23 protein-coding genes and 2 pseudogenes are annotated in these 24,220 nt (G+C 67.6%); 23 read left to right on the top strand and 2 right to left on the bottom strand.

All coding sequences use genetic code 11. From position 1 onward, the window contains the following. The first annotated feature begins 2 nt into the window (after positions 1 to 2). Genes BEMPMBAN_RS21785 through BEMPMBAN_RS32795 form a run of 4 tightly spaced genes read left to right on the top strand, consistent with a single transcriptional unit; the run spans position 3 to position 3,204 of the window. Positions 3 to 623: a TetR/AcrR family transcriptional regulator gene (locus tag BEMPMBAN_RS21785; protein WP_159233328.1), complete on the top strand. Its 621-nt coding sequence runs from the start codon at positions 3 to 5 to the stop codon at positions 621 to 623. Between the two features lie 36 nt (positions 624 to 659). Then, complete coding sequence (locus BEMPMBAN_RS21780; protein WP_159233327.1) at positions 660 to 1,898, top strand: acyl-CoA dehydrogenase family protein; 1,239 nt, start codon at positions 660 to 662, stop codon at positions 1,896 to 1,898. After that, complete coding sequence (locus tag BEMPMBAN_RS21775) at positions 1,895 to 2,866, top strand: phosphotransferase family protein (protein ID WP_234897633.1); 972 nt, start codon at positions 1,895 to 1,897, stop codon at positions 2,864 to 2,866. The genes BEMPMBAN_RS21780 and BEMPMBAN_RS21775 overlap by 4 nt, the downstream gene beginning before the upstream one ends. Next, positions 2,863 to 3,204 carry a DUF6285 domain-containing protein gene (locus BEMPMBAN_RS32795; protein WP_159233326.1) on the top strand — a complete coding sequence of 114 codons (342 nt, stop codon included), beginning with the start codon at positions 2,863 to 2,865 and terminating at the stop codon, positions 3,202 to 3,204. The genes BEMPMBAN_RS21775 and BEMPMBAN_RS32795 overlap by 4 nt, the downstream gene beginning before the upstream one ends. A gap of 33 nt (positions 3,205 to 3,237) precedes the next feature. Here the strand turns inward: BEMPMBAN_RS32795 and BEMPMBAN_RS21770 are convergent, their stop codons facing one another. After that, entirely contained in the window at positions 3,238 to 3,867 is a 630-nt protein-coding gene (locus BEMPMBAN_RS21770; RefSeq protein ID WP_159233325.1) for a class I SAM-dependent methyltransferase, read from the bottom strand. Between the two features lie 42 nt (positions 3,868 to 3,909). Here BEMPMBAN_RS21770 and BEMPMBAN_RS21765 point away from each other — a divergent pair, with 42 nt between their 5' ends. From BEMPMBAN_RS21765 to BEMPMBAN_RS21685, 17 genes and pseudogenes are all read left to right on the top strand, one after another. Beyond that, complete coding sequence (locus BEMPMBAN_RS21765) at positions 3,910 to 4,308, top strand: nuclear transport factor 2 family protein (protein WP_159233324.1); 399 nt, start codon at positions 3,910 to 3,912, stop codon at positions 4,306 to 4,308. Between the two features lie 68 nt (positions 4,309 to 4,376). Further along, on the top strand, positions 4,377 to 4,775 hold the full coding sequence (locus tag BEMPMBAN_RS21760; RefSeq protein WP_159233323.1) for an Rv3143 family two-component system response regulator: 399 nt from the start codon (positions 4,377 to 4,379) through the stop codon (positions 4,773 to 4,775). Positions 4,776 to 4,941: 166 nt separating this feature from the next. Next, positions 4,942 to 5,316, top strand: coding sequence for an NADH-quinone oxidoreductase subunit A (locus BEMPMBAN_RS21755; protein ID WP_159233322.1), 375 nt, complete (start codon positions 4,942 to 4,944; stop codon positions 5,314 to 5,316). Continuing rightward, complete coding sequence (locus BEMPMBAN_RS21750) at positions 5,307 to 5,864, top strand: NuoB/complex I 20 kDa subunit family protein (protein WP_159233321.1); 558 nt, start codon at positions 5,307 to 5,309, stop codon at positions 5,862 to 5,864. Before BEMPMBAN_RS21755 ends, BEMPMBAN_RS21750 begins: the two co-directional genes overlap by 10 nt. Continuing rightward, complete coding sequence (locus BEMPMBAN_RS21745) at positions 5,861 to 6,541, top strand: NADH-quinone oxidoreductase subunit C (RefSeq protein ID WP_159233320.1); 681 nt, start codon at positions 5,861 to 5,863, stop codon at positions 6,539 to 6,541. The genes BEMPMBAN_RS21750 and BEMPMBAN_RS21745 overlap by 4 nt, the downstream gene beginning before the upstream one ends. Continuing rightward, a complete protein-coding gene (gene nuoD / locus BEMPMBAN_RS21740) occupies positions 6,541 to 7,878 on the top strand; it encodes an NADH dehydrogenase (quinone) subunit D (RefSeq protein WP_159233319.1) in 1,338 nt (445 codons plus the stop codon). Before BEMPMBAN_RS21745 ends, nuoD begins: the two co-directional genes overlap by 1 nt. Further along, entirely contained in the window at positions 7,875 to 8,762 is an 888-nt protein-coding gene (nuoE, locus tag BEMPMBAN_RS21735; RefSeq protein WP_159233318.1) for an NADH-quinone oxidoreductase subunit NuoE, read from the top strand. The genes nuoD and nuoE overlap by 4 nt, the downstream gene beginning before the upstream one ends. Continuing rightward, a complete protein-coding gene (nuoF, locus tag BEMPMBAN_RS21730) occupies positions 8,763 to 10,079 on the top strand; it encodes an NADH-quinone oxidoreductase subunit NuoF (protein WP_159233317.1) in 1,317 nt (438 codons plus the stop codon). It abuts the gene before it with no gap. 99 nt (positions 10,080 to 10,178) lie between these two features. Then, the gene (locus tag BEMPMBAN_RS21725; protein WP_159233316.1) at positions 10,179 to 12,575 is read left to right on the top strand and encodes an NADH-quinone oxidoreductase subunit G; all 2,397 of its coding nucleotides are present in this window, start codon (positions 10,179 to 10,181) and stop codon (positions 12,573 to 12,575) included. Then, positions 12,572 to 13,795 (top strand): annotated as a pseudogene (gene nuoH / locus BEMPMBAN_RS21720) (NADH-quinone oxidoreductase subunit NuoH); the annotation flags it as partial. The gene BEMPMBAN_RS21725 and the pseudogene nuoH, both read left to right, overlap by 4 nt. Beyond that, positions 13,687 to 14,318 (top strand): annotated as a pseudogene (gene nuoI, locus BEMPMBAN_RS21715) (NADH-quinone oxidoreductase subunit NuoI). The pseudogenes nuoH and nuoI, both read left to right, overlap by 109 nt. Further along, positions 14,315 to 15,097 carry an NADH-quinone oxidoreductase subunit J gene (locus BEMPMBAN_RS21710; protein WP_159233313.1) on the top strand — a complete coding sequence of 261 codons (783 nt, stop codon included), beginning with the start codon at positions 14,315 to 14,317 and terminating at the stop codon, positions 15,095 to 15,097. Before nuoI ends, BEMPMBAN_RS21710 begins: the two are co-directional and overlap by 4 nt. Continuing rightward, complete coding sequence (nuoK, locus tag BEMPMBAN_RS21705) at positions 15,094 to 15,393, top strand: NADH-quinone oxidoreductase subunit NuoK (RefSeq protein WP_159233312.1); 300 nt, start codon at positions 15,094 to 15,096, stop codon at positions 15,391 to 15,393. The genes BEMPMBAN_RS21710 and nuoK overlap by 4 nt, the downstream gene beginning before the upstream one ends. Further along, positions 15,393 to 17,273 (top strand): NADH-quinone oxidoreductase subunit L, encoded by a 1,881-nt coding sequence (gene nuoL / locus BEMPMBAN_RS21700; protein ID WP_159233311.1) that lies wholly within the window; start codon positions 15,393 to 15,395, stop codon positions 17,271 to 17,273. The genes nuoK and nuoL overlap by 1 nt, the downstream gene beginning before the upstream one ends. Further along, positions 17,267 to 18,847 (top strand): NADH-quinone oxidoreductase subunit M, encoded by a 1,581-nt coding sequence (locus tag BEMPMBAN_RS21695; RefSeq protein ID WP_159233310.1) that lies wholly within the window; start codon positions 17,267 to 17,269, stop codon positions 18,845 to 18,847. The genes nuoL and BEMPMBAN_RS21695 overlap by 7 nt, the downstream gene beginning before the upstream one ends. Beyond that, positions 18,844 to 20,445, top strand: coding sequence for an NADH-quinone oxidoreductase subunit NuoN (nuoN, locus tag BEMPMBAN_RS21690; RefSeq protein WP_159233309.1), 1,602 nt, complete (start codon positions 18,844 to 18,846; stop codon positions 20,443 to 20,445). The genes BEMPMBAN_RS21695 and nuoN overlap by 4 nt, the downstream gene beginning before the upstream one ends. Before the next feature lie 17 nt (positions 20,446 to 20,462). Continuing rightward, positions 20,463 to 21,239, top strand: coding sequence for an enoyl-CoA hydratase (locus BEMPMBAN_RS21685; protein ID WP_159233308.1), 777 nt, complete (start codon positions 20,463 to 20,465; stop codon positions 21,237 to 21,239). 74 nt (positions 21,240 to 21,313) lie between these two features. Here the strand turns inward: BEMPMBAN_RS21685 and BEMPMBAN_RS21680 are convergent, their stop codons facing one another. Then, positions 21,314 to 21,916, bottom strand: coding sequence for a TetR/AcrR family transcriptional regulator C-terminal ligand-binding domain-containing protein (locus BEMPMBAN_RS21680; RefSeq protein WP_159233307.1), 603 nt, complete (start codon positions 21,914 to 21,916; stop codon positions 21,314 to 21,316). A 44-nt stretch (positions 21,917 to 21,960) separates the two neighbouring features. Between BEMPMBAN_RS21680 and BEMPMBAN_RS21675 the strand changes: the two genes are divergently transcribed. Together BEMPMBAN_RS21675 and BEMPMBAN_RS21670 are read left to right on the top strand one after the other, a co-directional pair. Further along, positions 21,961 to 23,097 carry a phosphotransferase family protein gene (locus tag BEMPMBAN_RS21675; RefSeq protein WP_159233306.1) on the top strand — a complete coding sequence of 379 codons (1,137 nt, stop codon included), beginning with the start codon at positions 21,961 to 21,963 and terminating at the stop codon, positions 23,095 to 23,097. Continuing rightward, positions 23,097 to 24,212, top strand: a complete 1,116-nt coding sequence (locus BEMPMBAN_RS21670) for an Rv3169 family protein (RefSeq protein ID WP_159233305.1) — start codon at positions 23,097 to 23,099, stop codon at positions 24,210 to 24,212. The genes BEMPMBAN_RS21675 and BEMPMBAN_RS21670 overlap by 1 nt, the downstream gene beginning before the upstream one ends. Positions 24,213 to 24,220: the final 8 nt, after the last annotated feature.

Below are 24,220 nucleotides of genomic sequence, written 5' to 3'. Positions count from 1 at the left end.
ACGTGCCCGCCCTCCCTTCCGCAACGCTGAGCGCGAAAGGTCAGCAGACGCGGCTGGCCATCGAGCAGGCGGCGCGGAAACTGTTCGCCGAACGGGGCTTTCACGGCACCACGCTCGGTGACATCACCTCCGCTGCGGGCAAGTCACCCGCCGCGTTCTACCGGTACTTCACCGACAAAGAGGATCTGCTGGCGGCACTCGCCCAGTCGTTCCTGCGCGAGGTCGTGACACCGTCGGGGTTGAGCCTGCAGCTGCCGGACTCCCCCGACGACGACGCCTTCTTCACCGCGGTGGTGACCGGATACTGGACGATGTTCAAACAGAACATCGGGATCATGATCGCGGTGGCCCAGCTCGCGACCACCCAACCACGCTTCGCCGCCGTCCAGAACGAGTTCCGTCGCTTCGGAGTCGACATCGTCGCCGCGTCGGTACGGCGCGCCCAGGACCAGGGTTACGGCGGTGAGCTGAACCCCGAATACACCGCCGCGGCGATCGCGCTGCTGTTCGAGAACTTCACCACCGTCTTCGTCGGCACCTCGGGCCTGGGCATCGACATCGGCGACGAGGACGCCATCACCACGCTGTCACGCATCTGGAAGAAGACGCTGTACGGGTTCTGACAGGACCGCCAACGAAGGCCGCCAAAGGAGAGCACTGTGGATTTCAGCCTGCCGGACCATCTTCCCGGGCTGCTCGACGAGATGGACGCGTTCATCGAGGCGGAGATCAAACCGCTGGAACGCGAACATATCCAGTACTTCGACCACCGCCGGGAACATGCCCGCACCGACTGGGACAACGGCGGCATCCCGCGGCGGGAGTGGGAAGATCTGCTCGGCGAGATGCGCAGGCGTGCCGACAAGGCGGGCTGGCTGCGGTACGGGCTGCCGTCCCGGTTCGGCGGTCGGGACGGCAGCAACATCGACATGGCGGTGATCCGTGAACATCTGGCCCACAAGGGGCTCGGGCTGCACAACGACCTGCAGGACGAGTCCTCGATCGTCGGCAACTTCCCCCAGGTGATCATGATGGACCGGTTCGGCACCGACACGCAGAAGAAGGAGTGGACCGATGCCCTGATCACCGGCGAGCGGTCGATGGCCTTCGGGCTCACCGAGCCCAACCACGGATCTGACGCCACCTGGCTCGAGACCACCGCCGTGCAGGATGGCGACGAGTGGATCATCAACGGCGCCAAGCGGTTCAACACCGGCGTGCATCGCGCCACCCATGACCTGGTGTTCGCCCGCACGTCGGGCGATCCGGGTCAGGCCCGGGGCATCAGCGCGTTCCTGGTGCCGACCGACGCCCCGGGGTTCTCGGTGCCGTACTACTGGTGGACGTTCAACATGCCCACCGATCACGGCGAGGTGGTGCTGGAGAACGTCCGGGTCCCCGCCGAGTCGATCCTCGGCGAGGTGGACCGCGGCCTGGAGGTCGGACAGACCTTCCTGCACGAGAACCGGATTCGTCAGGCGGCGAGCAGTCTCGGGGCTGCCCAGCACTGCATCGATCGTGCGGTCGCGTACGCCGGCGAACGCACAGTGTTCGGCAAGCCGCTCGCGGTCAACCAGGCGGTGCAGTGGCCGCTGGTCGAGTTGCAGACCGAGGCTCAGATGGTGCGGCTGCTGGTGCGGTTTGCCGCGTCCGAACTCGACCGCAACCACCACATGGAGGTCTCGGACAAGGTGTCGATGGCCAACTACCGCGCCAACCGGCTGGTGTGCGAGGCCGCCGACCGGGCGATGCAGGTGTTCGGCGGCGTGGGATACAGCAGGCATGAACCGTTCGAGCACATCTACCGGCACCACCGCCGCTACCGGATCACCGAGGGCGCCGAGGAGATCCAGATCCGCCGGGTGGCGCAGCGACTGTTCGGGTTCGGGCGGAAGTGAGCGACACCCTGGCGCGGGCTCTCGAACAGGTGCTTGCGCCGGTCCTGGGTGAGGTGAGCGTCGAGGACCTGCAACCGCTCACCGGCGGCGCGAGCAGGATCACCTGGGCGTTCACCGCTGCGCACGCCGACGGACGGCGTGCCCTCATCTTGCGCACCGGCGCCGGTGACGACATCCACGCAGGCATGGAACTGGAGGCCTTGGCGCAGCAGCGGGCCGCCGCGGCGGGCGCACCGGTCCCCCACATCCTGACGGCCGACAACTCGCCTGCCGCCCTGGGCAACCCGTACCTGATCTGCGACGCGGTGGCCGGCGAGACCATCGTGCGGCGCATCCTGCGCGGACTCGACGACGCCGGCAGGTCACGGATGCTCGGACAGTGCGCCGCGGCATTGGCGGCGATCCACCGCGCCGATCCGGACGGGATCGGGCTGACCGCGCCCGACGACCTCGCGGATTGGCGCAGCCGACTCGACGAGATCGGCGACACCACCGCCACTTTCGAGTGGGCGTTTCGTCGGCTCGCCGACCGGCGCCCCGATCCGTCGCCGATGCGGTTGGTGCACGGCGACTTCCGGATGGGCAACCTGATCGTCGACGGTTCAGGACTGGCCGCGGTGCTGGATTGGGAGCTGACCCATATCGGTGAGGTGTACGAGGATCTGGCGTGGTTCTGTATCCGGGCGTGGCGGTTCGGCGCGCCGGAGACGCTGGGCGCCGGTGGTCTCGGCAGTGTCGAGACGTTCCTGCAGGCCTATGAACAAGCGTCGGGGACAGCGGTGGACCGCGACGCGTTCCGGTGGTGGCTGACCGTGGCGACACTGCGGTGGGGCGTCATCTGCAGGCACCAGGCCGAGCGACACCTCTCCGGCGAGCAGCGTTCGGTCGAGCTCGCGGCCATCGGCCGTCGGGTCAGCGAAACCGAATGGGACATCTTGGATCTGCTGTCCGGAGGAGGACCGCGATGAGTGCACTGTCCGGGCGGCCCACCACCGCCGAACTCGTCGCGGCCGTCGCCGACTTCCTCGACCACGAGGTCCGCAACGCGTGTGACGGGCAGGTCGGTTTCCACGCCCGCGTCGCGGCCAACGTGCTGCGGATCGTCGAGCGTGAACTGCTCGACGAGACGGCGGATGAGGTGCGTGAGGCGTTGGCGGATCTCGGATTCCCCGACGAGTCCGCGCTGTCCGACGCCATCCGGAGAGGCGAGTTGGATGACCGGAGCGACGAGGTGATGGCAGTACTGCGCCTACTTGTGCGACACCGCTTGTCCATCGCCCATCCCGGATACGATTCCCAGCGCTAGATCCGTGGACCCGTACCCCGGATGACCGCGGTGTCAGCGCCTGCGGATCCGGGCCAGCCAGGCGGGCTCGTCGACCCGGCTGCCGACGGCCAACCCCAACTGTTCGGCGTGCAGCTCGGTGACGACGCCGCGGTAGGTCGTCGCGGAGAGGTCCTCGATCTCCCACCCCGCACCGAACGCGTCCCGGATCGTCGTCTCGCTGACCTCGGGCCCGAAGCCGCGTCCGGCGTCGGACAACGCCAGCACGAACACGGTCGCGCCGGGCTGGGTCGCGGTGTGCAGGCTGCGGACGTACGTGGCGCGGTCACCGTCGTCGAAGATGTGGAACAGGGCGCTGTCGATGATGGTGTCGTAGCCGGGCGAATCTCCGAGGTGCAGCGCGTCGGCGACCTCGAATCGGGCGTCGACACCCTGGTCCGCGGCGTTGCGCCTGGCCTGCTCGACAGCTGTGGGCGCACCGTCGATGCCGAGCACGTCGACGCCGCGGCGGGCCAGCAGGATGGTGTGCTCCCCCGTGCCGCAGCCGGCATCGAGCACCCGGCCGGTGATGGCGCCGGCGGTGGCAAGGTCGACGATCACCGGTTGCGGCTCGCCGATCACCCACGGCGGGGTCTGGTTCTTGTAGAACTCGTCGAATCGGGAGAGTGTTGGCGTCTGTTCCATGCACCCCAGTGTTCAACCTGAACCGGAGTTGAGGTCAACAGGATGTCTGAAACCGAGTTGCGCACTACCGCCGGCGTCGCCGACCGACTGTTCGACGCCATCGAACGCGGCGACATCACAACGGTGGAGCAGCTGTTCAGCCCTGCGGTGGCCGTGTGGAAGACCGGCGACGAGCGCCCCAGCGACCGCGCCCGGTCGGTACGGATCATCGCCTGGTTCATCAACGCCACCCTCGAGCGGCGATACGAGATCCTCGATCGCCAGTTCTTCGACGGCGGCTTCGTCCAACAGCATGTCCTGCACGCCACCGGCCGCACGGACGTGTTGCTCGCCGTGCGGGTGTGCATCGTGATCAAACTGGACTCCGACGGCCTGATCAGCAGCGTCGACGAGTACCTGGACCCTGCCGGGATCGCCCCACTGTTGGCAGCCGGCCGTTGAGAGCCGACACACCGACCAGGCAGACGTTTTCGGTGCCGTCGATCCCCCGCGGGGCTACCATCGCGAGCATGGCTGCGCCTCCGTCTACCCTGCGCATCCTGGTCTACAGCGACAACCCGAGGACCAGGGAGCAGGTACGCCTGGCACTGGGCAAGCGCGTGCACCCCGACCTTCCGGAACTCAGCTACCTCGAGGTCGCCACCGCCGCGACGGTGATCAGGCAGATGGACGAGGGTGGCTTCGATCTGGTGATCCTCGACGGCGAGGCCAGTCCTGTCGGCGGCATGGGTATCGCCAAACAACTCAAGGACGAGATCGATCCGTGCCCGCCGGTCCTGGTGCTGACAGGCCGGCCCGACGATGCGTGGCTGGCTCGCTGGTCGCGCGCCGAAGCTGCGGTCCCCCATCCGATCGACCCGATCCGGCTGGGCGACGCGGTGATATCCCTGCTCCGCACCACCGTGTGATCGCACGCGGCACGGAATTACTTGTCGCGCTTGCATTTTCGTGGCAAAGCGAGATCGCCGGCCGGCGCCAGTAGCGATACTAACCAAAATGTGTGGCTTGCATCCAAAACATGGTTAGGCTGTGGGGCAGCTCACATCGACAGCCCCCGAGGAGCGCCTGCGCCGTATGAATCTGTACACGCCGATCCTGGTGCTTGGCGCGATCGCTGCCGTGTTCGCGGTCGGCTCGGTGGGCATCGCGCTGCTGATCGGACCGAGGCGCTACAACCACTCCAAGCTCGAGGCCTACGAGTGCGGGATCGAACCGATGGACGTGTCCGATCCGGCTGTGGCCGCGACCGCTCAACGTTTCCCGATCAAGTACTACCTGACGGCGATGCTGTTCATCGTGTTCGACATCGAGATCGTGTTTCTCTACCCGTGGGCGGTGGCGTTCGACAGCCTGGGCGCCTTCGGGGTCATCGCGGTGGGGCTCTTTTTGTTCAACGTGTCGGTGGCATACGCGTACGAATGGCGACGGGGAGGTCTGGCGTGGGACTAGAGGAGCGGCTACCGGGTGGGATCCTGCTTTCCACGGTGGAGAAGGTTGCCGGCTACGTGCGGAAGGGGTCACTGTGGCCCGCCACCTTCGGTCTGGCGTGCTGCGCGATCGAGATGATGGCCACCGCCGGGCCACGCTTCGACATCTCACGTTTCGGCATGGAGCGGTTCTCGGCGACGCCGCGCCAGGCCGACCTGATGATCGTCGCCGGACGTGTCAGCCAGAAGATGGCGCCGGTGCTCCGGCAGATCTACGACCAGATGGCCGAGCCGAAGTGGGTGCTGGCGATGGGGGTGTGCGCGTCGTCCGGCGGGATGTTCAACAACTACGCGGTGGTCCAGGGCGTGGACCATGTGGTTCCGGTCGATATCTACCTGCCCGGGTGCCCACCGCGACCGGAGATGCTGCTGCACGCGATTCTCAAGCTGCACGACAAGATCCAGCAGATGCCGCTCGGGGTGAACCGGGAGGAGGCAATTCGGGAAGCCGAAAAGGCCGCGCTGGCGGTCCAGCCGACGATCGAGCTGAAGGGTCTGCTGCGGTCATGATCGCCGAAGACGGGGACTCGCAACCCGAGGTCATCGGGGTGCGCCGCGGCATGTTCGGCGCCGAGGGCACCGGCGACACCTCCGGCTACGGCCGCCTGGTGCGCTCGGTGGCACTGCCCGGCGGTTCACCGCGGCCCTACGGTGGCTACTTCGACGACGTCGTCGACACGTTGGTCACCACGCTCGGGGACGAGGCGTTCGCCGCCGCGATCGAACGGGTGGTGGTGTTCCGTGACCAGCTGACCCTGGAGGTCCGACGTGAGCACTTGCCCGCGGTGGCTGCGGCGCTGCGCGACGACCCCGGTCTGCGGTTCGAGCTGTGTCTCGGCGTCAGCGGGGTGCACTACCCCGAGGACACCGGCCGCGAGCTGCATGCGGTCTATCCACTGATGTCGATCACCCACAACCGGCGCATCTGCGTCGAGGTGGCGGCCCCCGACGCCGACCCACACATCCCGTCGCTGTTCCGGGTGTATCCGACCACCGACTGGCATGAACGCGAGACCTACGACTTCTTCGGCATCATCTTCGACGGTCACCCGTCGCTGACCCGGATCGAGATGCCCGACGACTGGGTCGGCCACCCGCAGCGCAAGGACTACCCGCTCGGCGGGATCCCGGTCGAGTACCACGGCGCCCAGATACCGCCGCCCGACGAACGGAGGGCCTACCGCTGATGACCACATCACAGAGCGCTCCCGGCCCGGCTGAACGGGTGGTCGTCGTCGGCGGCCAGGATTGGGACGAGGTCGTCACGGCGGCGAGGCAGAACGCCGCCGAGCACGCCGGAGAGCGCATCGTCGTCAACATGGGCCCGCAGCACCCGTCGACGCACGGGGTGCTGCGCCTCATCCTCGAGATCGAAGGCGAGACCATCGTCGAGGCGCGTTGCGGGATCGGCTACCTGCACACCGGCATCGAGAAGAACCTCGAGTTCCGGAACTGGACCCAGGGCGTGACGTTCGTGACCCGGATGGATTACCTGTCACCGTTTTTCAACGAGACGGCCTACTGCCTCGGCGTGGAGAAGCTGCTCGATGTCACCGACGCGATCCCCGAGCGCGCCTCGGCGATCCGGGTGATGCTGATGGAACTCAACCGGATCTCCAGCCACCTGGTCGCCCTGGCCACCGGCGGCATGGAACTCGGGGCGATGTCCGCGATGTTCCTCGGCTTCCGGGAACGCGAACTGATCCTGTCGGTGTTCGAGTCCATCACGGGACTGCGGATGAACCACGCGTACGTCCGGCCCGGAGGTGTCGCCGTCGACCTGCCCGACGACGGACTCACTCAGGTCAGAGACCTGCTCGAGTTGCTGCCGACACGGCTTCGCGATCTCGAGGATCTCCTCAACGAGAACTACATCTGGAAGGCCCGCACCCAGGGCATCGGCTATCTGGATCTGACCGGCTGCATGGCGCTGGGGATCACCGGCCCGGTGCTGCGCTCCACCGGTCTTCCGCACGACCTGCGCAAGACGCAGCCCTATTGCGGTTATGAGACATACGACTTCGACGTCATCACCGACGACCGCTGCGACTCCTACGGCCGCTATCTGATCCGGGTCAAGGAGATGCGTGAGTCACTCAAGATTGCCGAACAGTGTGTCGAGAGGTTGGAGAAACTCGACGGCCAACCCGTGATGATCGAGGACAAGAAGCTCGCCTGGCCCGCGGATCTGACGGTGGGACCCGACGGCCAGGGCAACTCCCCCGAGCACATCGCCAAGATCATGGGCCACTCGATGGAGGGCCTGATCCACCACTTCAAGTTGGTGACCGAAGGAATCCGGGTGCCTGCCGGCCAGGTCTACGTCGCGGTCGAATCACCCCGTGGAGAACTGGGGGTGCACATGGTTTCCGACGGTGGCACCCGCCCGTACCGGGTGCACTACCGCGATCCGTCGTTCACGAATCTGCAAGCGGTGGCTGCGATGTGCGAGGGCGGCATGGTCGCCGACGCCATCGCCGCGGTGGCGTCGATCGACCCGGTGATGGGCGGGGTGGATCGGTGACGGGCGTCTTCCTCGAGCTCGGGCAGCGGCCCGACGAACCCGGACCCCCGATCCACGGGACGGCCAGCTATCCCGCCGACGTCGCGGCCCGGCTCGCGGCCGACGCCGCGGTGATCATCGCGCGCTACCCTCAGCCGCGCTCGGCCCTGCTTCCGCTGCTGCACCTGACACAATCCGAGGACGGGTGTCTGACCCCGGCTGGAATCGCTTTCTGTGCCCGGCAATTGGACCTGTCTCCCGCCGAAGTCACCGCGGTGGCGACGTTCTACTCCATGTACCGACGTACCCCCACCGGTGACTACCTGGTCGGCGTCTGCACGAACACCCTGTGCGCGATCATGGGCGGCGATGCCATCCTCGACACCCTGCAGGAGCACCTCGGGGTGGACGCGGGTTCCACGACCGCCGACGGCAAGGTCACCCTCGAACACATCGAATGCAACGCCGCCTGCGACTACGCGCCGGTCGTGATGGTCAACTGGGAGTTCTTCGACAACCAGACCCCTTCCACAGCACGCGATCTCGTTGACGCGCTGCGCGCCGGCGAGCTACCGAAACCCACACGCGGAGCGTCGTTGTGCACGTTCCGCGACACCGCGAGAGTTCTTGCCGGACTGCCGGCCGCCGCCCACGAGGAAGACCAGTCACTGCCCGGCGACGCCAGCCTCGCCGGGTTGCGGTTCGCGCACCGCCACGACATGGCCGCTCCGGCGCCGGACTCGTCCGGATCGGAGGCGGTCACCACCCGCGAAGGGCAGTCCGCGGGCGACGACGAAGCCCACGCAGCCGAGTCCGCCAAGGACGAACCCGCACCGGGGCCGTCGGCCGACGTCCCGGCCGGCGCGTCGACGCCCGAAACCGACCCGAAGGCGACGGATTCGTAAATGACGCCACTGACTCCCGTGCTCAGCCGCTTCTGGGACGAGCCGCAACCCTGGTCGCTGGACACCTACTGCCGCCATGACGGTTACCAGGGCTTGGACCGGGCACTGGCCATGAGTCCCGACGACGTGATCACCATGGTCAAGGATTCCGGGCTGCGGGGCCGCGGCGGCGCCGGGTTCCCCACCGGCACCAAGTGGTCGTTCATCCCCCAAGGCGATGAGGGTGCCGCGGCCAAGCCGCACTACCTGGTGATCAACGCCGACGAGTCCGAACCCGGGACGTGCAAAGACATTCCGCTGATGATGACGACCCCGCACTTCCTGATCGAGGGGGCGATCATCGCGGCCTACGCGATCCGCGCGCACCACGCGTTCATCTACCTGCGGGGTGAGGTCCTGCCGGTGCTGCGGCGGCTGCAGGCCGCGGTCGCCGAAGCCTATGCCGCAGGGCATCTGGGGAACGACATCCACGGTTCCGGGTTCGATCTCGACCTCATCGTGCACGCCGGTGCGGGTGCCTACATCTGCGGCGAGGAGACCGCACTGCTGGACTCGCTGGAGGGCAGGCGCGGCCAGCCGAGGCTGCGACCGCCGTTCCCGGCGGTGGCGGGCCTCTACGCGTGCCCGACGGTGGTCAACAACGTGGAGTCGATCGCGAGCGTGCCGCCCATCCTGGTCAACGGGATCGACTGGTTCCGCTCGATGGGTTCGGAGAAGTCGCCCGGTTTCACGCTGTACTCGCTGTCGGGCCATGTCACCACCCCCGGCCAGTACGAGGCGCCGCTGGGGATCACGCTGCGCGAACTGCTCGGGTATGCCGGAGGTGTCAGAGCCGGGCATTCGCTGAAGTTCTGGACCCCGGGCGGATCCTCGACGCCGCTGCTGACGGCCGAACACCTCGACGCGCCACTGGATTACGAGGGGATGACCGGCGTCGGTTCGATGCTCGGCACCAAGGCACTGCAGATCTTCGACGAAACCACCTGTGTGGTGCGGGCGGTGCGGCGTTGGACCCAATTCTACGCCCACGAATCGTGCGGCAAGTGCACCCCGTGCCGCGAGGGCACCTATTGGCTGGCACAGATCTACCAGCGCCTCGAAGACGGCACCGGCACCCCGGCCGACATCGACAAGCTCCTCGACATCTCCGACAGCATCCTCGGCAAGTCGTTCTGCGCCCTCGGCGACGGCGCGGCCAGCCCGATCCTGTCGTCCATCAAGTACTTTCGCGACGAGTACGAGGCACACCTCCACGGTGGATGCCCTTTCGATCCGTACGCGTCGATGCTGGCCGCTCCGGAAAGGGTGGGCGCATGACAGTGTGTTTGTCCCCGGCGAGCAGACACAAACTCGCACCGATCGGGTCGAATGTGTGCGACTTTGTGTCTGCTCGCGGAGGGGATCGGGGGTGGGCGCATGACACTCGCTGAGCACAGCCACGACGCACCGCCCGTCGAGATGGTGACGTTGACCATCGACGGGACGCAGGTCAGCGTCCCCAAGGGCACCCTGGTGATCCGCGCCGCCGAGCTGATGGGGGTCCAGATCCCCCGGTTCTGCGACCACCCGCTGCTCGACCCGGTCGGCGCGTGCCGGCAGTGCCTGGTCGAGGTCGAGGGACAGCGCAAGCCGATGGCGTCCTGCACGATCACCTGCACCCCGGACATGGTGGTGCGCACCCAGTTCACCTCCGAGGCCGCCGACAAGGCGCAGCACGGCGTGATGGAGTTGCTGCTCATCAACCATCCGCTGGACTGCCCGGTCTGCGACAAGGGTGGTGAATGCCCGCTGCAGAACCAGGCGATGTCCAACGGACGCCCCGAAACCCGCTTCGAGGACGTCAAACGCACCTTCCCGAAGCCGATCAACGTCTCGTCGCAGGTGTTGTTGGACCGCGAGCGCTGTGTGCTGTGCGCCCGGTGCACCCGGTTCTCCGATCAGATCGCCGGCGACCCGTTCATCGAGCTGATGGAACGGGGCGCGATGCAGCAGGTCGGGATCGCCCCGGGTGAACCGTTCCAGTCGTACTTCTCCGGCAACACCGTGCAGATCTGCCCGGTGGGGGCGCTGACCGGCGCGGCCTACCGGTTCCGGGCAAGGCCCTTCGACCTGGTGTCGAGCCCGAGCGTCTGCGAACACTGCGCGTCGGGCTGCGCCCAGCGCACCGACCATCGGCGCGGAAAGGTGCTGCGGCGCCTGGCCGGTGACGACCCTGCGGTGAACGAGGAATGGAACTGCGACAAGGGCCGGTGGGCCTTCACCTACGCGACGGTCGGCGACCGGATCACCACGCCACTGGTGCGTGACCCCGGTTCAACGGACGGGTCGTTGCGCCCGGCGTCGTGGTCCGAAGCGCTTGCGGTCGCCGGGGCGGGCCTGGCGGCCGCGCACGGCAGGGCCGGGGTGCTCGTCGGCGGCCGGGCGACCGCCGAGGACGCCTACGCCTACGCCAAGTTCGCCCGAATAGTGCTGGGGACCAACGACGTCGACTTCCGCGCCAGGCAGCACAGCGCCGAGGAGGCCGACTTCCTCGCCGCCCACGTCGCCGGCCGGCCGATGACGGTGACCTATTCGGACCTGGAGGACGCGCCGACGGTGTTGTTGGCCGGGCTGGAACCCGAGGAGGAGTCGCCGATCATCTTCCTGCGGCTGCGTAAGGCGGTGCGCAAGTACGGTCTCGGCGTGCGCTCGATCGCGCCGTTCGCCAGCCTCGGCCTGACGAAGTTGTCGGGCCAACTGATCAGGACCGGCCCGGCGGGCGAGGCGGCCGCGCTGGACGGGTTGACCGACGACGAATCGCTGACGATGCCCGGGGCGCTGATCCTGGTCGGTGAACGGCTGGCGGCCAGCCCGGGCGCACTGTCGGCCGCGGCCCGCCTTGCGAAGGCCACCGGAGCGCGCCTCGCCTGGGTGCCACGGCGCGCCGGTGAGCGGGGCGCCGTGGAGGCCGGTGCGTTGCCGAACCTGTTGCCCGGCGGGCGTCCGGTGGCCGATGCGGCGGCCCGCGAACAGATGGCCACCGCCTGGAACGTCGACGCCCTGCCCGACGTCCCGGGTCGCGACACCGCCGCGATCCTGCACGCCGCGCGCCACGGCGAGCTGGGCGCCCTGCTGGTCGGCGGCGTCGAACTCGACGACCTGCCCGACCCCGCCGCCGCGCTGGCCGCGATCGAGGCAGCCCCGTTCGTGGTGAGCCTGGAACTGCGCACCAGTGCGGTCACCGAGCGTGCCGACGTAGTGTTCCCGATTGCGCCGGTGGTGGAGAAGGCCGGATCGTTTGTCGACTGGGAGGGACGCCTGCGGCCCTTCGAGCCGTCGCTGCACACCAGCGCGGTACCGGACCTTCGGGTGCTGAACTTCCTGGCCGACGAGATCGGTGTCGATCTGGGTCTGCGCACGCCCGCCGCGGCCGCAGACGAACGGGCCGAACTCGGTTTGTGGGCGGGCACCCGCCACGAGCCGCCGCAGTGCGGTGGCGCGCCGCCGCACCCGGAGAGCGGACAGGCGGTGCTGACGGGCTGGCGAATGCTGCTCGACGCCGGGCGTCTTCAGGACGGTGAACCCCACCTCGCCGGTACCGCCCGCCCGCCGCAGGTACGGCTGTCGGCGGCGACGGCCGCCGAGATCGGCGCCGCAGACGGCGAACCGGTGACCGTGCGTACCGATCGCGGCGCCATCACGCTTCCACTGGAGATCACCGACATGGACGACCGCGTGGTGTGGCTGCCGCTGAACTCCCCCGGCAGTACGGTGCACCGCACCCTCGGGGTGCCGCTGGGAGCTGTGGTGTCGATCGGACGGGGACCGGTGTGACCTATCCCGATCCGACACTGTTCGGCCACGACCCCTGGTGGCTGATCCTGGCGAAGGCCCTGGGCATCTTCGTCTTCTTACTGCTCACCGTATTGTCGGCCATCCTGATCGAGCGAAAGATCCTGGGCCGCATGCAGTTGCGTCTCGGGCCCAACCGGGTCGGCCCGGCCGGGCTGCTGCAGTCGCTGGCCGACGGCGTGAAGCTCGCCCTCAAAGAGGGGCTGATCCCGGCCGGGGTGGACAAGTGGATCTACCTGGCCGCGCCGGTCATCGCGGTGATCCCGGCGTTCATGGCGTTCGCCGTCATCCCGATGGGCGGCGAGGTGTCGGTGTTCGGCCACCGGACCGCCCTGCAGCTGACCGACCTGCCCGTCGCGGTGCTCTACATCCTCGCAGTCACGTCGATCGGGGTGTACGGCATCGTACTGGCCGGCTGGGCGTCGGGCTCGGTGTACCCGCTGCTGGGCGGACTGAGGTCCTCAGCGCAGGTGGTCTCCTACGAGATCGCGATGGCGCTGTCGTTCGTCACGGTGTTCATCTACGCGGGGACCATGTCGACCTCGGGGATCGTCGCGGCGCAGAACGACGTGTGGTTCATCTTCCTGCTCCTGCCGTCGTTCCTGGTCTATTTGACCTCGATGGTCGGCGAAACCAACCGGGCGCCATTCGATCTGCCCGAGGCCGAGGGCGAACTCGTCGGCGGGTTCCACACCGAGTACTCGTCGTTGAAGTTCGCGATGTTCATGCTCGCCGAGTACGTCAACATGACCACGGTGTCGGCGCTGGCCACCACGCTGTTCCTCGGCGGCTGGCACGCGCCGTGGCCGATCAGCATCTGGGATGGCGCCAACACCGGTTGGTGGCCGCTGTTGTGGTTCACGGCGAAGGTCTGGCTGTTCCTGTTCGTGTTCATGTGGTTGCGCGCCACCCTGCCCCGGATGCGCTACGACCAGTTCATGGCGCTGGGCTGGAAGATCCTGATCCCGGTGGCGCTCGGATGGACGATGATCGTCGCGGCGACCCGTACTCTGCGTGATTCCGGCTACCAGGCCTGGGCCACCGGGCTGATCGGGGTGGGCGCCGTGGCGACGATCGCTCTGCTGCTCGCTGGATGGCGGGCGGTGCGCGCCAGGAATCTACGCAGGACCCCCGCACCACCCGTCCGATCGGTCGACGACGGCGCCTACCCGGTGCCGCCGATGCCGGCGAAGGAGTCCGCAGATGCCTAAGTTCCTTGATGCCGTCGCAGGTTTCGGCGTCACGTTCGGTTCGATGTTCAAGAAGCCGGTCACCGAGGAGTACCCGGAGGAACCCGGACCCGTGGCCCCGCGGTACCACGGCCGTCATCAACTCAACCGGTATCCCGACGGGTTGGAGAAGTGCATCGGGTGCGAGCTGTGCGCCTGGGCCTGCCCCGCCGACGCGATCTTCGTCGAGGGCGCCGACAACACCGAGGACGAGCGGTTCTCGCCGGGCGAGCGCTACGGCCGCGTGTACCAGATCAACTACCTTCGCTGCATCGGGTGCGGGTTGTGCATCGAGGCCTGCCCCACCCGGGCGCTGACGATGACCACCGACTACGAGATGGCCGACGACAACCGCGCCGACCTGATCCTGGGCAAGGACAAGTTGCTGGCACCGCTGCAGCCGGGCATGGAACAGCCGCCCCACCAGATGGCGCCCGGCAGCACCGACGAGGACTACTACCTCGGCAACATCAGCCCGTCCGAGGAGGTGCGTTGAGCACAGAGATCCTGGCTGCCATCACCGAATCCGGCAACACCACCACCGGCGAGGCCGTGCTGTTCTGGGTGCTCGCAGTGGTGTCGGTGGCAGGCGCGCTCGGCGTGGTGGCCGCGCCCAAGGCGGTGTACTCGGCGATCGCGCTGGCTATCACGATGATCGCGCTCGCGGTGCTCTACATCGCCCAGGACGCACCATTTCTCGGCGTGGTCCAGGTGGTCGTGTACACCGGCGCGGTGATGATGCTGTTCCTGTTCGTGCTGATGCTGATCGGTGTCGACTCCTCGGATTCGCTGGTGGAAACCCTACGTGGCCAACGCCTTGCCGCGATCGGCAGCGGCGTGGGCTTCGGCATCCTGTTGATCGCCGGCATCGGCAGCTTCTCGGTGAGCGGCTTCGCCGGCCTGGCCGAGGCGAACAGCTACGGCAACGTCGAAGGGTTGGCAGCGCTGATCTTCACCCGCTACCTGTGGGCGTTCGAGCTGACCGGGGTACTGCTGATCACCGCCACGCTGGGGGCGATGCTGCTGGCACATCGGGAGCGGTTGGAGCGACGCAAGACCCAGCGCGAACGGGCCGCCGAGCGGTTCGCACCCGGCGGTCATCCGACAACGCTGCCCAACCCGGGCGTCTACGCGCGCCACAACGCCGTCGATGTGCCCGCCCGGCTGCCCGACGGGTCAGCGTCGGAGCTGTCGGTCAGCGCGATCCTGCAGTTGCGCGAAGTGCCCGGCGATCCGGACGGCGAGGACGGCGCACGCGGCGGTGACCGCCGGTGAATCCCGAGAACTACCTCTACCTGTCGGTGGTGCTGTTCACCATCGGCGCCTCCGGAGTCCTGCTGCGCCGCAACGCGCTCGTCATGTTCATGTGCGTGGAACTGATGCTCAACGCCGCGAACCTGGCGTTCGTCGCGTTCTCCCGGATGCACGGGCACTTCGACGGTCAGGTGGTGGCGTTCTTCACGATGGTGGTCGCCGCGTGCGAGGTCGTGATCGGCCTGGCGATCATCATGACCATCTTCCGGTCCCGACGCTCGGCCAGCGTCGACGATGCAAGCCTGCTGAGGAACTGATGACGGTTCCTGTGTGGCTCGTCATCGCGCTCCCACTGATGGGCGCGGCGGTGCTGCTGTTGTCCGGCCGGCGCTCCGACCGGTGGGGTCACCTGCTGGGCACGTTGGCCGCGGTGGCCTCCTTCGCTTGTGCGGCAGTGCTGTTCGTCGACATGCTCGGCCGCGACGCCGAGACCAGGACGACCCACGAATCGCTGTTCTCCTGGGTCCCGGTCGGCGAACTGCGCGTCGACTTCGGCCTGCAACTCGACCAGCTGTCGATGTGCTTCGTGTTGCTGATCACCGGCGTCGGTTCGCTGATCCACATCTACTCGATCGGCTATATGAAAGAGGACGCCGGGCGCCGAAAGTTCTTCGGCTATCTCAACCTGTTCCTGGCCGCGATGTTGCTGCTGGTGCTGGCCGACAACTACCTGGGCCTCTACATGGGCTGGGAGGGTGTGGGTCTGGCGTCGTACCTGCTCATCGGGTTCTGGTCGCACAAGCCGTCGGCCGCGACCGCGGCCAAGAAGGCGTTCGTCGTCAACCGGGTCGGTGACATCGGGCTGGCGATCGCGCTGATGGTGATGTTCACCGCCGTCGGCTCGGTGTCGTTCGGCGCCGTGTTCGACGCCGCGCCGGTGCTCACCGAGGGCACGCTGACCGCCATCGGGCTGATGCTGCTGTTGGCCGCGTGCGGCAAGTCCGCGCAGGTCCCGCTGCAGTCCTGGCTCGGCGACGCGATGGAGGGTCCGACGCCGGTGTCGGCGCTGATCCACGCGGCCACCATGGTCACCGCGGGTGTGTATCTGATCGTGCGCTCGGGCCCGGTCTTCGACCTGGCCCCGCATGCGCAGACCGCCGTCGTGGTCGTCGGCGCGGTGACGCTGTTGTTCGGCGCCGTCATCGGCTGCGCGAAAGACGACATCAAGAAGGCGTTGGCCGCGTCGACGATGAGCCAGATCGGCTACATGGTGCTCGCCGCCGGCCTGGGCCCGGTCGGCTATGCGTTCGCGATCATGCACCTGCTGACCCATGGATTCTTCAAGGCCGGACTGTTCCTGGGCGCCGGTTCGGTCATGCACGCGATGGACGACGAGGTGAACATGCGCCGCTACGGCGGACTGCGCAAAGCACTGCCGATCACGTTCGTGACGTTCGGGCTCGGCTACCTCGCCATCATCGGCATCCCCCCGCTGGCCGGGTTCTTCTCCAAGGACGGCATCATCGAGGTGGCGCTCGGGGCGGGCGGTGTCAAGGGTGTGATCCTCGGTGGGGCAACGATTCTGGGCGCCGGCATCACCGCGTTCTACATGACCCGGGTGATGCTGATGACGTTCTTCGGCCCGAAACGCTGGAACCCGCAAATCCACCCGCATGAATCTCCCGCGGTGATGACGGTGCCGATGATCCTGCTGGCGGTCGGCTCGGTCACCGCGGGCGCAGCTCTGGCCATCGGTGGCACGCTGGAGCACTGGCTGGCGCCGGTCGTCGGCTCCGGAGAGATCCACCATGTGCTGCCGGTCTGGGTGGTCACGGTGATCGTGCTGTCGGTGGTCGCAGTCGGGATCATCATCGCCTACCGCATGTACGGCTCACGGCCGGTGCCCGAAGCGGTTCCGGCCGGCTCGGCGCTGACGGTGGCGGCACGACAGGATCTTTACGGCGATGTGTTCAACGAGAAGGTGCTGATGGGTCCGGGGGCGGTCATCACGGCGGGGCTGGTTGAGATCGATGACGAGGCGGTCGACGGGGCGGGCAGCGGACTGGGGGCCGTCGTGGGTCGCGTGTCCGATGGTCTGCGGCGGCTGCAGACCGGGTTCGCCCGGTCCTACGCCCTGTCGATGCTCGCCGGCACGGTCCTCGTCGTCGCGACGATCCTGGCGGTGAACCTGTGGTGAGCTCGTTGCCGTGGCTGACGGTGCTGTGGGCGGTTCCCATGGTGGGCGCGGCGTTGGTGATGCTGCTGCCATCGGGCCAGCGCGCGCTCGCGAAATGGACCGCGCTGGCGGTGTCGTTGGCGGTGCTGGCCGTCACGGCGGTGGTGGTCGTCGGGTTCGACCCCGCCGGCGAGCAGTACCAGTTCGTCGAATCCCACCAGTGGATACCGTCTTTCGGCACCGGCTACATCCTGGGCGTCGACGGCATCGCGTTGGCCCTGGTGGTGCTCACCGCGGTGCTGGTGCCCCTGCTGATCATCGCCGGCTGGAACGACGCACGCGATCGGCTCAGCTGGGGCGGCCGCTCGGTGCACATCTACTTCGCGTTGACACTTGCCGTCGAGGGCATGGTGTTGATCTCGCTGGTGTCGCTGGACATCCTGCTGTTCTACGTGTTCTTCGAGGCCATGCTGATCCCGATGTACTTCCTGATCGGCGGGTTCGGCGGTGCGAACCGCAGCGCCGCCGCGGTGAAGTTCTTGCTGTACAACCTGTTCGGTGGTCTGATCATGCTGGCGGCGGTCGTCGGCCTGTACGTGGTGACCGCGCAGAGCGACGCGTTCGCCGCGGGGACGTTCGACTTCCGCGAGATCGTCGCGGCGATGGCCGACGGCGAGTTCGTGGTCAACCCGATGGTGATGCACCTGCTGTTCGGCGGGTTCATGTTCGCGTTCGCGGTCAAGGCACCGCTGTGGCCGCTGCACCGCTGGCTGCCCGACTCGGCGGTCGAAGCTACCCCGGCCAGTGCGGTGCTGATGATGGCGATCATGGACAAGGTCGGCACGTTCGGCATGATCCGGTACTGCTTGCCGCTGTTTCCCGACTCGGCGGCCTTCTTCAGCCCACTGATCATCACCCTCGCGGTCATCGGCATCGTCTACGGCGCGGTGCTGGCCATCGGCCAGACCGACGTGATGCGACTGATCGCCTACACGTCCATCTCACACTTCGGCTTCATCATCCTCGGCATCTTCGTGATGACCAGCCAGGGTCAGTCCGGGTCGACGCTGTACATGGTCAACCACGGCATCTCGACGGCAGCGCTGTTCCTGATCGCGGGATTCCTGGTGTCCCAGCGCGGGTCTCGCCTGATCAGCGACTACGGCGGAGTGCAGAAGGTGGCGCCGGTGCTGGCCGGGACCTTCCTGGTGGCCGGGCTCGCCACCCTGTCGCTGCCCGGGTTGGCGCCGTTCATCAGTGAGTTCCTGGTGCTGATCGGCACCTTCACCCGATACCCGGTGTTCGCCGTGCTCGCGGCCAGCGCGCTGGTGTTGTCCGCGATCTACATCCTGTGGATGTACCAGCGGATGATGACCGGGCCGGTGCCCGACGAACTGGCGCAGGGTGAGGGCAAGCTGCATGATCTGATGCCGCGGGAGATCGTCGTCGTGGCTCCGCTGATCGCGCTGCTGCTGGTGCTCGGGGTGTATCCCAAGCCGGCGCTCGACGTCATCAATCCCGCCGTGACCCACACGCTGACGACCATCGATCAGCCCGACCCGGCACCTCGGATGGCGGAAGGCCCGGCGCGATGAACGTCCCCACCCCCAGCATCGAGTACTGGCTGCTGTCCCCCATGCTCATCGTTCTCGGCGCGGCCGTCGTCGGTGTTCTCGTCGAGGCATTCCTGCCCCGTCGGCAGCGCTACGGCGCCCAGGTGATCCTGAGCCTGGCTGCGCTGGTCGCGGCGTTCGTCGCTGTCGTCATGGTGGCGCGGGACCTCGACGGCGGCAACGGGTTCACCGCGATGATGGGCTCTGTCGCGGTCGACAGGCCCGCGTTGTTCCTGCAGGGCACGATCCTGCTGGTCGGCGTGCTGGGGGTGCTGCTGATCGGCGAACGGCAGATCGGGCACACCGCTGACGACACCGCGCGCGCAGCGGACCCAGCGGGCACAGCGGATTCCCGCGGGTTGGACGCGTTCACCCCACAGGCCTCGGCGATCGCGGGAAGTGTCGACGAAAAGCTGGCGACCCGGGCGGGCATCACCCAGACCGAGGTGTTCCCGCTGACGCTGTTCGCGGTGGGCGGCATGATGCTGTTCCCCGCGGCCAACGATCTACTGACGATGTTCATCGCATTGGAAGTGCTGTCGCTTCCGCTGTATCTGCTGTGCGGCCTGGCGCGACGCCGACGTCTGCTCTCGCAGGAATCGGCGCTGAAGTACTTTCTGCTGGGCGCTTTCTCGTCGGCCTTCTTTCTCTACGGCGCGGCGATGCTGTACGGGTACGCGGGCACGATGTCGCTCGACGGCATCGCCGAGGCAGTGTCCTCCGGCGCCGGCAAACCGTCGCTGGCCCTCGTCGGGACCGGGTTGGTGTTGGTCGGCGTGCTGTTCAAAGTCGGCGCCGTGCCGTTCCATTCGTGGATCCCCGACGTGTACCAGGGGGCGCCGACCCCGATCACGGCGTTCATGGCCGCGGCCACCAAGATCGCCGCGTTCGGTGCGATGCTGCGGCTGTTCTACGTGGCGCTGCCCGAGTTGCACGCCGACTGGCGGCCTGTGCTGTGGGCGATCGCGATCCTGACGATGGTGGTCGGCACGATCACCGCGGTCACCCAGACCGACGTGAAACGGATGCTCGGCTATTCGGCGGTGGCGCACACCGGGTTCATCCTGACCGGCGTGATCGCCGGCAACGAAGCCGGGTTGTCGTCCACGCTGTTCTATCTGTTCGCCTACGGCTTCTCCACCGTGGGGGCGTTCGCCGTGGTCAGCCTGGTCCGTGACGCCGCGGGTGAGGAGGACACCGCGATGTCGCGCTGGGCGGGCCTGGGCAAACGGTATCCCGTTGTCGGGGTGGTCTTTTCGCTGTTCCTCCTTGCCTTCGCCGGGATCCCGTTGACCAGTGGGTTCGTCAGCAAGTTCGCGGTGTTCAAGGCTGCCGGTGAGGGCGGCGCCATCCCGCTTGTGGTGGTCGGCGTGGTCGCCAGCGCCATCGCGGCGTACTTCTATGTCCGGGTGATCGTGTTGATGTTCTTCACCGAGCGGCCCGACGACGCCCCCGTGGTGGTGCTGCCCAGCGCGCTGACGACGGCCGTCGTCACGGTCACCGCGGCGGTCACGTTCGCACTCGGCGCGCTGCCGCAGCCCCTGCTGGACCTGGCCAATTCGGCGGATCGGTTCTTTTGACACCCAATGAGGACGTGATGACCGAGCAGCTGGTGCTGACCCTCGACCGGGACGCGGTTCGGGTGGTGACCCTGAACCGTCCCGCGGCCCGGAACGCCCTGAGCCGGGATCTGATTCGGGCGACCTACGCCGCGCTGACGACCGCCGACGAGGACGAGTCGGTGCGCGCGGTGGTGCTGACCGGGACCGACCCGGCATTCTGCGCCGGCGTCGACCTCAAAGAAGCGGCGCGCGACGGGTTGTCGTACTTCGAAGAGTTCAGATCACAGAGTTGCATCGCGGCTGTCGCGAAGATGCGCACCCCGGTCGTCGGCGCGATCAACGGCGCCACCTTCACCGGGGGTCTGGAGATGGCACTGGGGTGTGACTTCCTGATCGCCTCGGAGCGGGCGGTGTTCGCCGACACCCACGCCCGGGTGGGGGTCCTGCCCGGCGGCGGGATGACCGCCCGGCTCCCCCAAGTGGTCGGCGCGGCGATGGCCCGGCGGCTGTCGATGACCGGTGAGGTCGTCGACGCCGCACGCGCCGAGCGCATCGGGCTGGTCACCGAGGTGGTGGCGCATCACCTGCTGCTCGAGCGAGCCGTCGAGATCGCCTCCCAGATCGCCGATGTGCCACGCGCGACGATGCGTGGCCTCAAGCAGATCTACACCACCGGCGCCTCGGCGGTCACCGGTCCGGCGCTGGCAGCCGAGGAGAAGATCGCCTTCGCCCAGCACCGCGATCTCGACACCCTCGATGTCGCGTTCGAGGCGGTGTCGCGGCGCAACCGGGAGCAGATCCGTCCCGATTGATCGCCGGGAGCGCGCGCGAAATTCCACAGTTTGCGGCGCGGCGGCGTACAGACATGCGCGCTCGCGGCACAAGGTCATGCCACCACACCGTGCAGCAGGATCGCCGCGGTGTTGTCCACCCACGCGGCGCCTGCGAGTTCGTGAGGGGCTTGCAGGAGCGCCAGCAGCGTGGCTCCACCGATCAGCCCGACCAGTCTGTCGGGGTCCACCCCGGGACGCACCTCACCGCGGTCCACCGCGTCGTGCAGCCGGGCGCGCACCGCGCCGAACAGGTCGGTGAACCGCGCGCTGACCCGTCCGCTGAGCTCGGGGTCGACCGACATGTCGGCGATCAGCCCGGGCAGCGCGGCGCGCACCACCGGGCTGGTGAACACGTCGCGGGCCGCTTCGATCATGGCGCGCAGATCGGCGGCGATATCCCCCGGCGGGGCCTGGATCGCCGTGGGAGCGGCCGGGAACGCGGCCTCGTGGACGAGTTCGGTCTTGCTCGACCACCGGCGGTACAACGCGGTCTTGGTGGTCCCGGCGCGTTCGGCGACAGCGGCCATCGTGACGTTCGGATATCCGATTTCGACAAGCAGATCCGCGGTGGCGCGCAATATGGCAGCGTCGATACGCGGATCCCGGGGCCGCCCAGCGCCCGGGGCCTTGTCAACCGGTAACGGCTCTGCTTTCATAACGCTACCCACGGTAGCGTAACGGTGGCGGGAAGGACCTGTTCGTGACGAATGAACCAGCCGTCGAGGAAGTGGGGCGGCTTCAGCGTTCCAGCCGCGACATGGCGGATGTTCCTGCTGCGCTGTCGAAATGGCTGTCCACGGTGCTGGGTGACGCCTCACCCGACATCACCGTGGAAAGCGGTGTCGACTCCAACGGCATGTCATCGGAGACGATCCTGGTATCCGGGCGCTGGCAGCAGGCCGGCAACCTGGTCGAACAGAAATGGGTGGCCCGGGTGGCGCCCACCGAGGCCGACGTGCCGGTGTTCGAGCACTACCGCCTCGACCACCAGCACGAGGTGATGCGACTGGTCAGCGAGCTGACCGACGTCGCAGTGCCACGGGTCCGCTGGCTCGAAACCACCGGCGACGTGCTGGGTCGGCCGTTCTTCTTGATGGATCGGGTCGACGGACTCGTCCCACCGGACGTCATGCCGTACACCTTCGGGGACAACTGGCTCCACGACGCCCCCGCCGACCAACAACGCCGGCTGCAGGACACCACCGTCGAGGTGCTGGCCACACTGCATTCGATCCCCAACGCACAGCAGGTCTTCGGCTTTCTGCAGGATGTCGATCCACCCGGCGAGACCGCACTGCACCGCCACTTCGGATGGCTGAAGGGCTGGTATGAGTTCAGCGTCCCGGACATCGGCCGCTCCCCGCTGGTCGAACGGGCGCTGGCCTGGCTGGAAGACCGCTTCCCCGCCGACGTGGCCGCGGACGAACCGGTGCTGGTGTGGGGTGACGCCCGCATCGGCAACGTCATCTACCGTGACTTCACCCCGGTCGCCGTGCTGGACTGGGAGATGGCCACCGTCGGCCCGCGGGAGTTCGACGTGGCGTGGATCGGGTTCGCGCACATGGTTTTCCAGGAGCTGACCCAGCTGGCCGGGTTGCCCGGCATGCCCGACTTCATGCGCGAGGAGGATGTGCGCGCCACCTACCGCGACCTGACCGGGATCGAGGTCGGCGACCTCGACTGGTTCTACGTGTTCTCCGGGGTCATCTGGTGCTGCGTGTTCATGCGCACCGGCGCGCGCCGGGTGCGCTTCGGGGAGGTCGAGAAGCCCGACGACGTCGAAAGCCTCTTCTACCACGCGTCGCTGCTGAAAAGACTGATCGGAGAAGCCCACTGATGCTCGGACCGATGGACGAATACCCGGTGCACCAGGTACCCCAGCCGATCGCGTGGCCCGCTTCCTCGGACCGCAACTTCTACGACCGGTCCTACTACAACGCCCACGACCGCACCGGCGACATCTTCGTCATCACCGGGATCGGTTACTACCCGAACCTGGGTGTCAAGGACGCGTTTCTGCTCGTGAGGCGCGGTGACACCCAGACCGCGGTGCACCTGTCGGACGCGATCGACCAGGACCGGCTCAACCAGCATGTCGGCGACTACCGCGTCGAGGTCGTCGAACCGCTGCGCAAACTGCGGATCGTGCTCGGCGAAACCGACGGAATCGCTGCCGATCTCACCTGGGAGGGCCTGTTCGACGTAGTCCAGGAGCAGCCGCACATCATGCGGCGGGGCACCCGGGTCACGCTCGACGCCCAGCGGTTCGCTCAGGTCGGCACCTGGAGTGGTCAGCTGTCGATCGACGGTGAGGACATCACGATCGACCCGGCCCGCTGGATCGGCACCCGCGACCGGTCCTGGGGCATTCGGCCCGTCGGCGAGGCCGAACCCGCGGGCAGGCCCGATGACCCGCCGTTCGAGGGCATGTGGTGGCTCTACATCCCGATGGCGTTCGACGACTTCGGGATCGTGATGATCATCCAGGAGGATCCCCGTGGTTTCCGGTCGCTCAACGACTGCACGCGGATCTGGAAGGACGGTCGGGTGGAGCAGCTGGGGTGGCCCCGGGTGAAGATCCACTACCGTTCCGGCACCCGTATCCCCACCGGGGCGACCGTCGACGCGACCGCATTCGACGGCAGCCCCGTGCATTTTGATGTCGAGTCCAAGCTGGCGGTGCCGATTCACGTCGGCGGCGGCTACGGCGGCGACTCCGACTGGATCCACGGAATGTGGAAGGGCGCGAACTTCACCGAACGCCTGACCTACGACATGACCGACCCGGCGATCGTCGGCCGGGCCGGGTTCGGCGTGATCGATCATGTCGGCCGCGCGGTGTGCCGCGACGCCGACGGCACCGAACGCGAGGGTTGGGGGCTGTTCGAGCATGGAGCGCTGGGCCGCCACGACCCGTCGGGCTTCGCCGACTGGCTCACCCTAGCCCCGTAGCCCCTGGA

Source organism: Mycolicibacterium austroafricanum (assembly GCF_902705885.1).
Classification (GTDB): domain Bacteria; phylum Actinomycetota; class Actinomycetes; order Mycobacteriales; family Mycobacteriaceae; genus Mycobacterium; species Mycobacterium vanbaalenii_A.
This window is presented reverse-complemented; position numbering and strand designations above follow the sequence as displayed.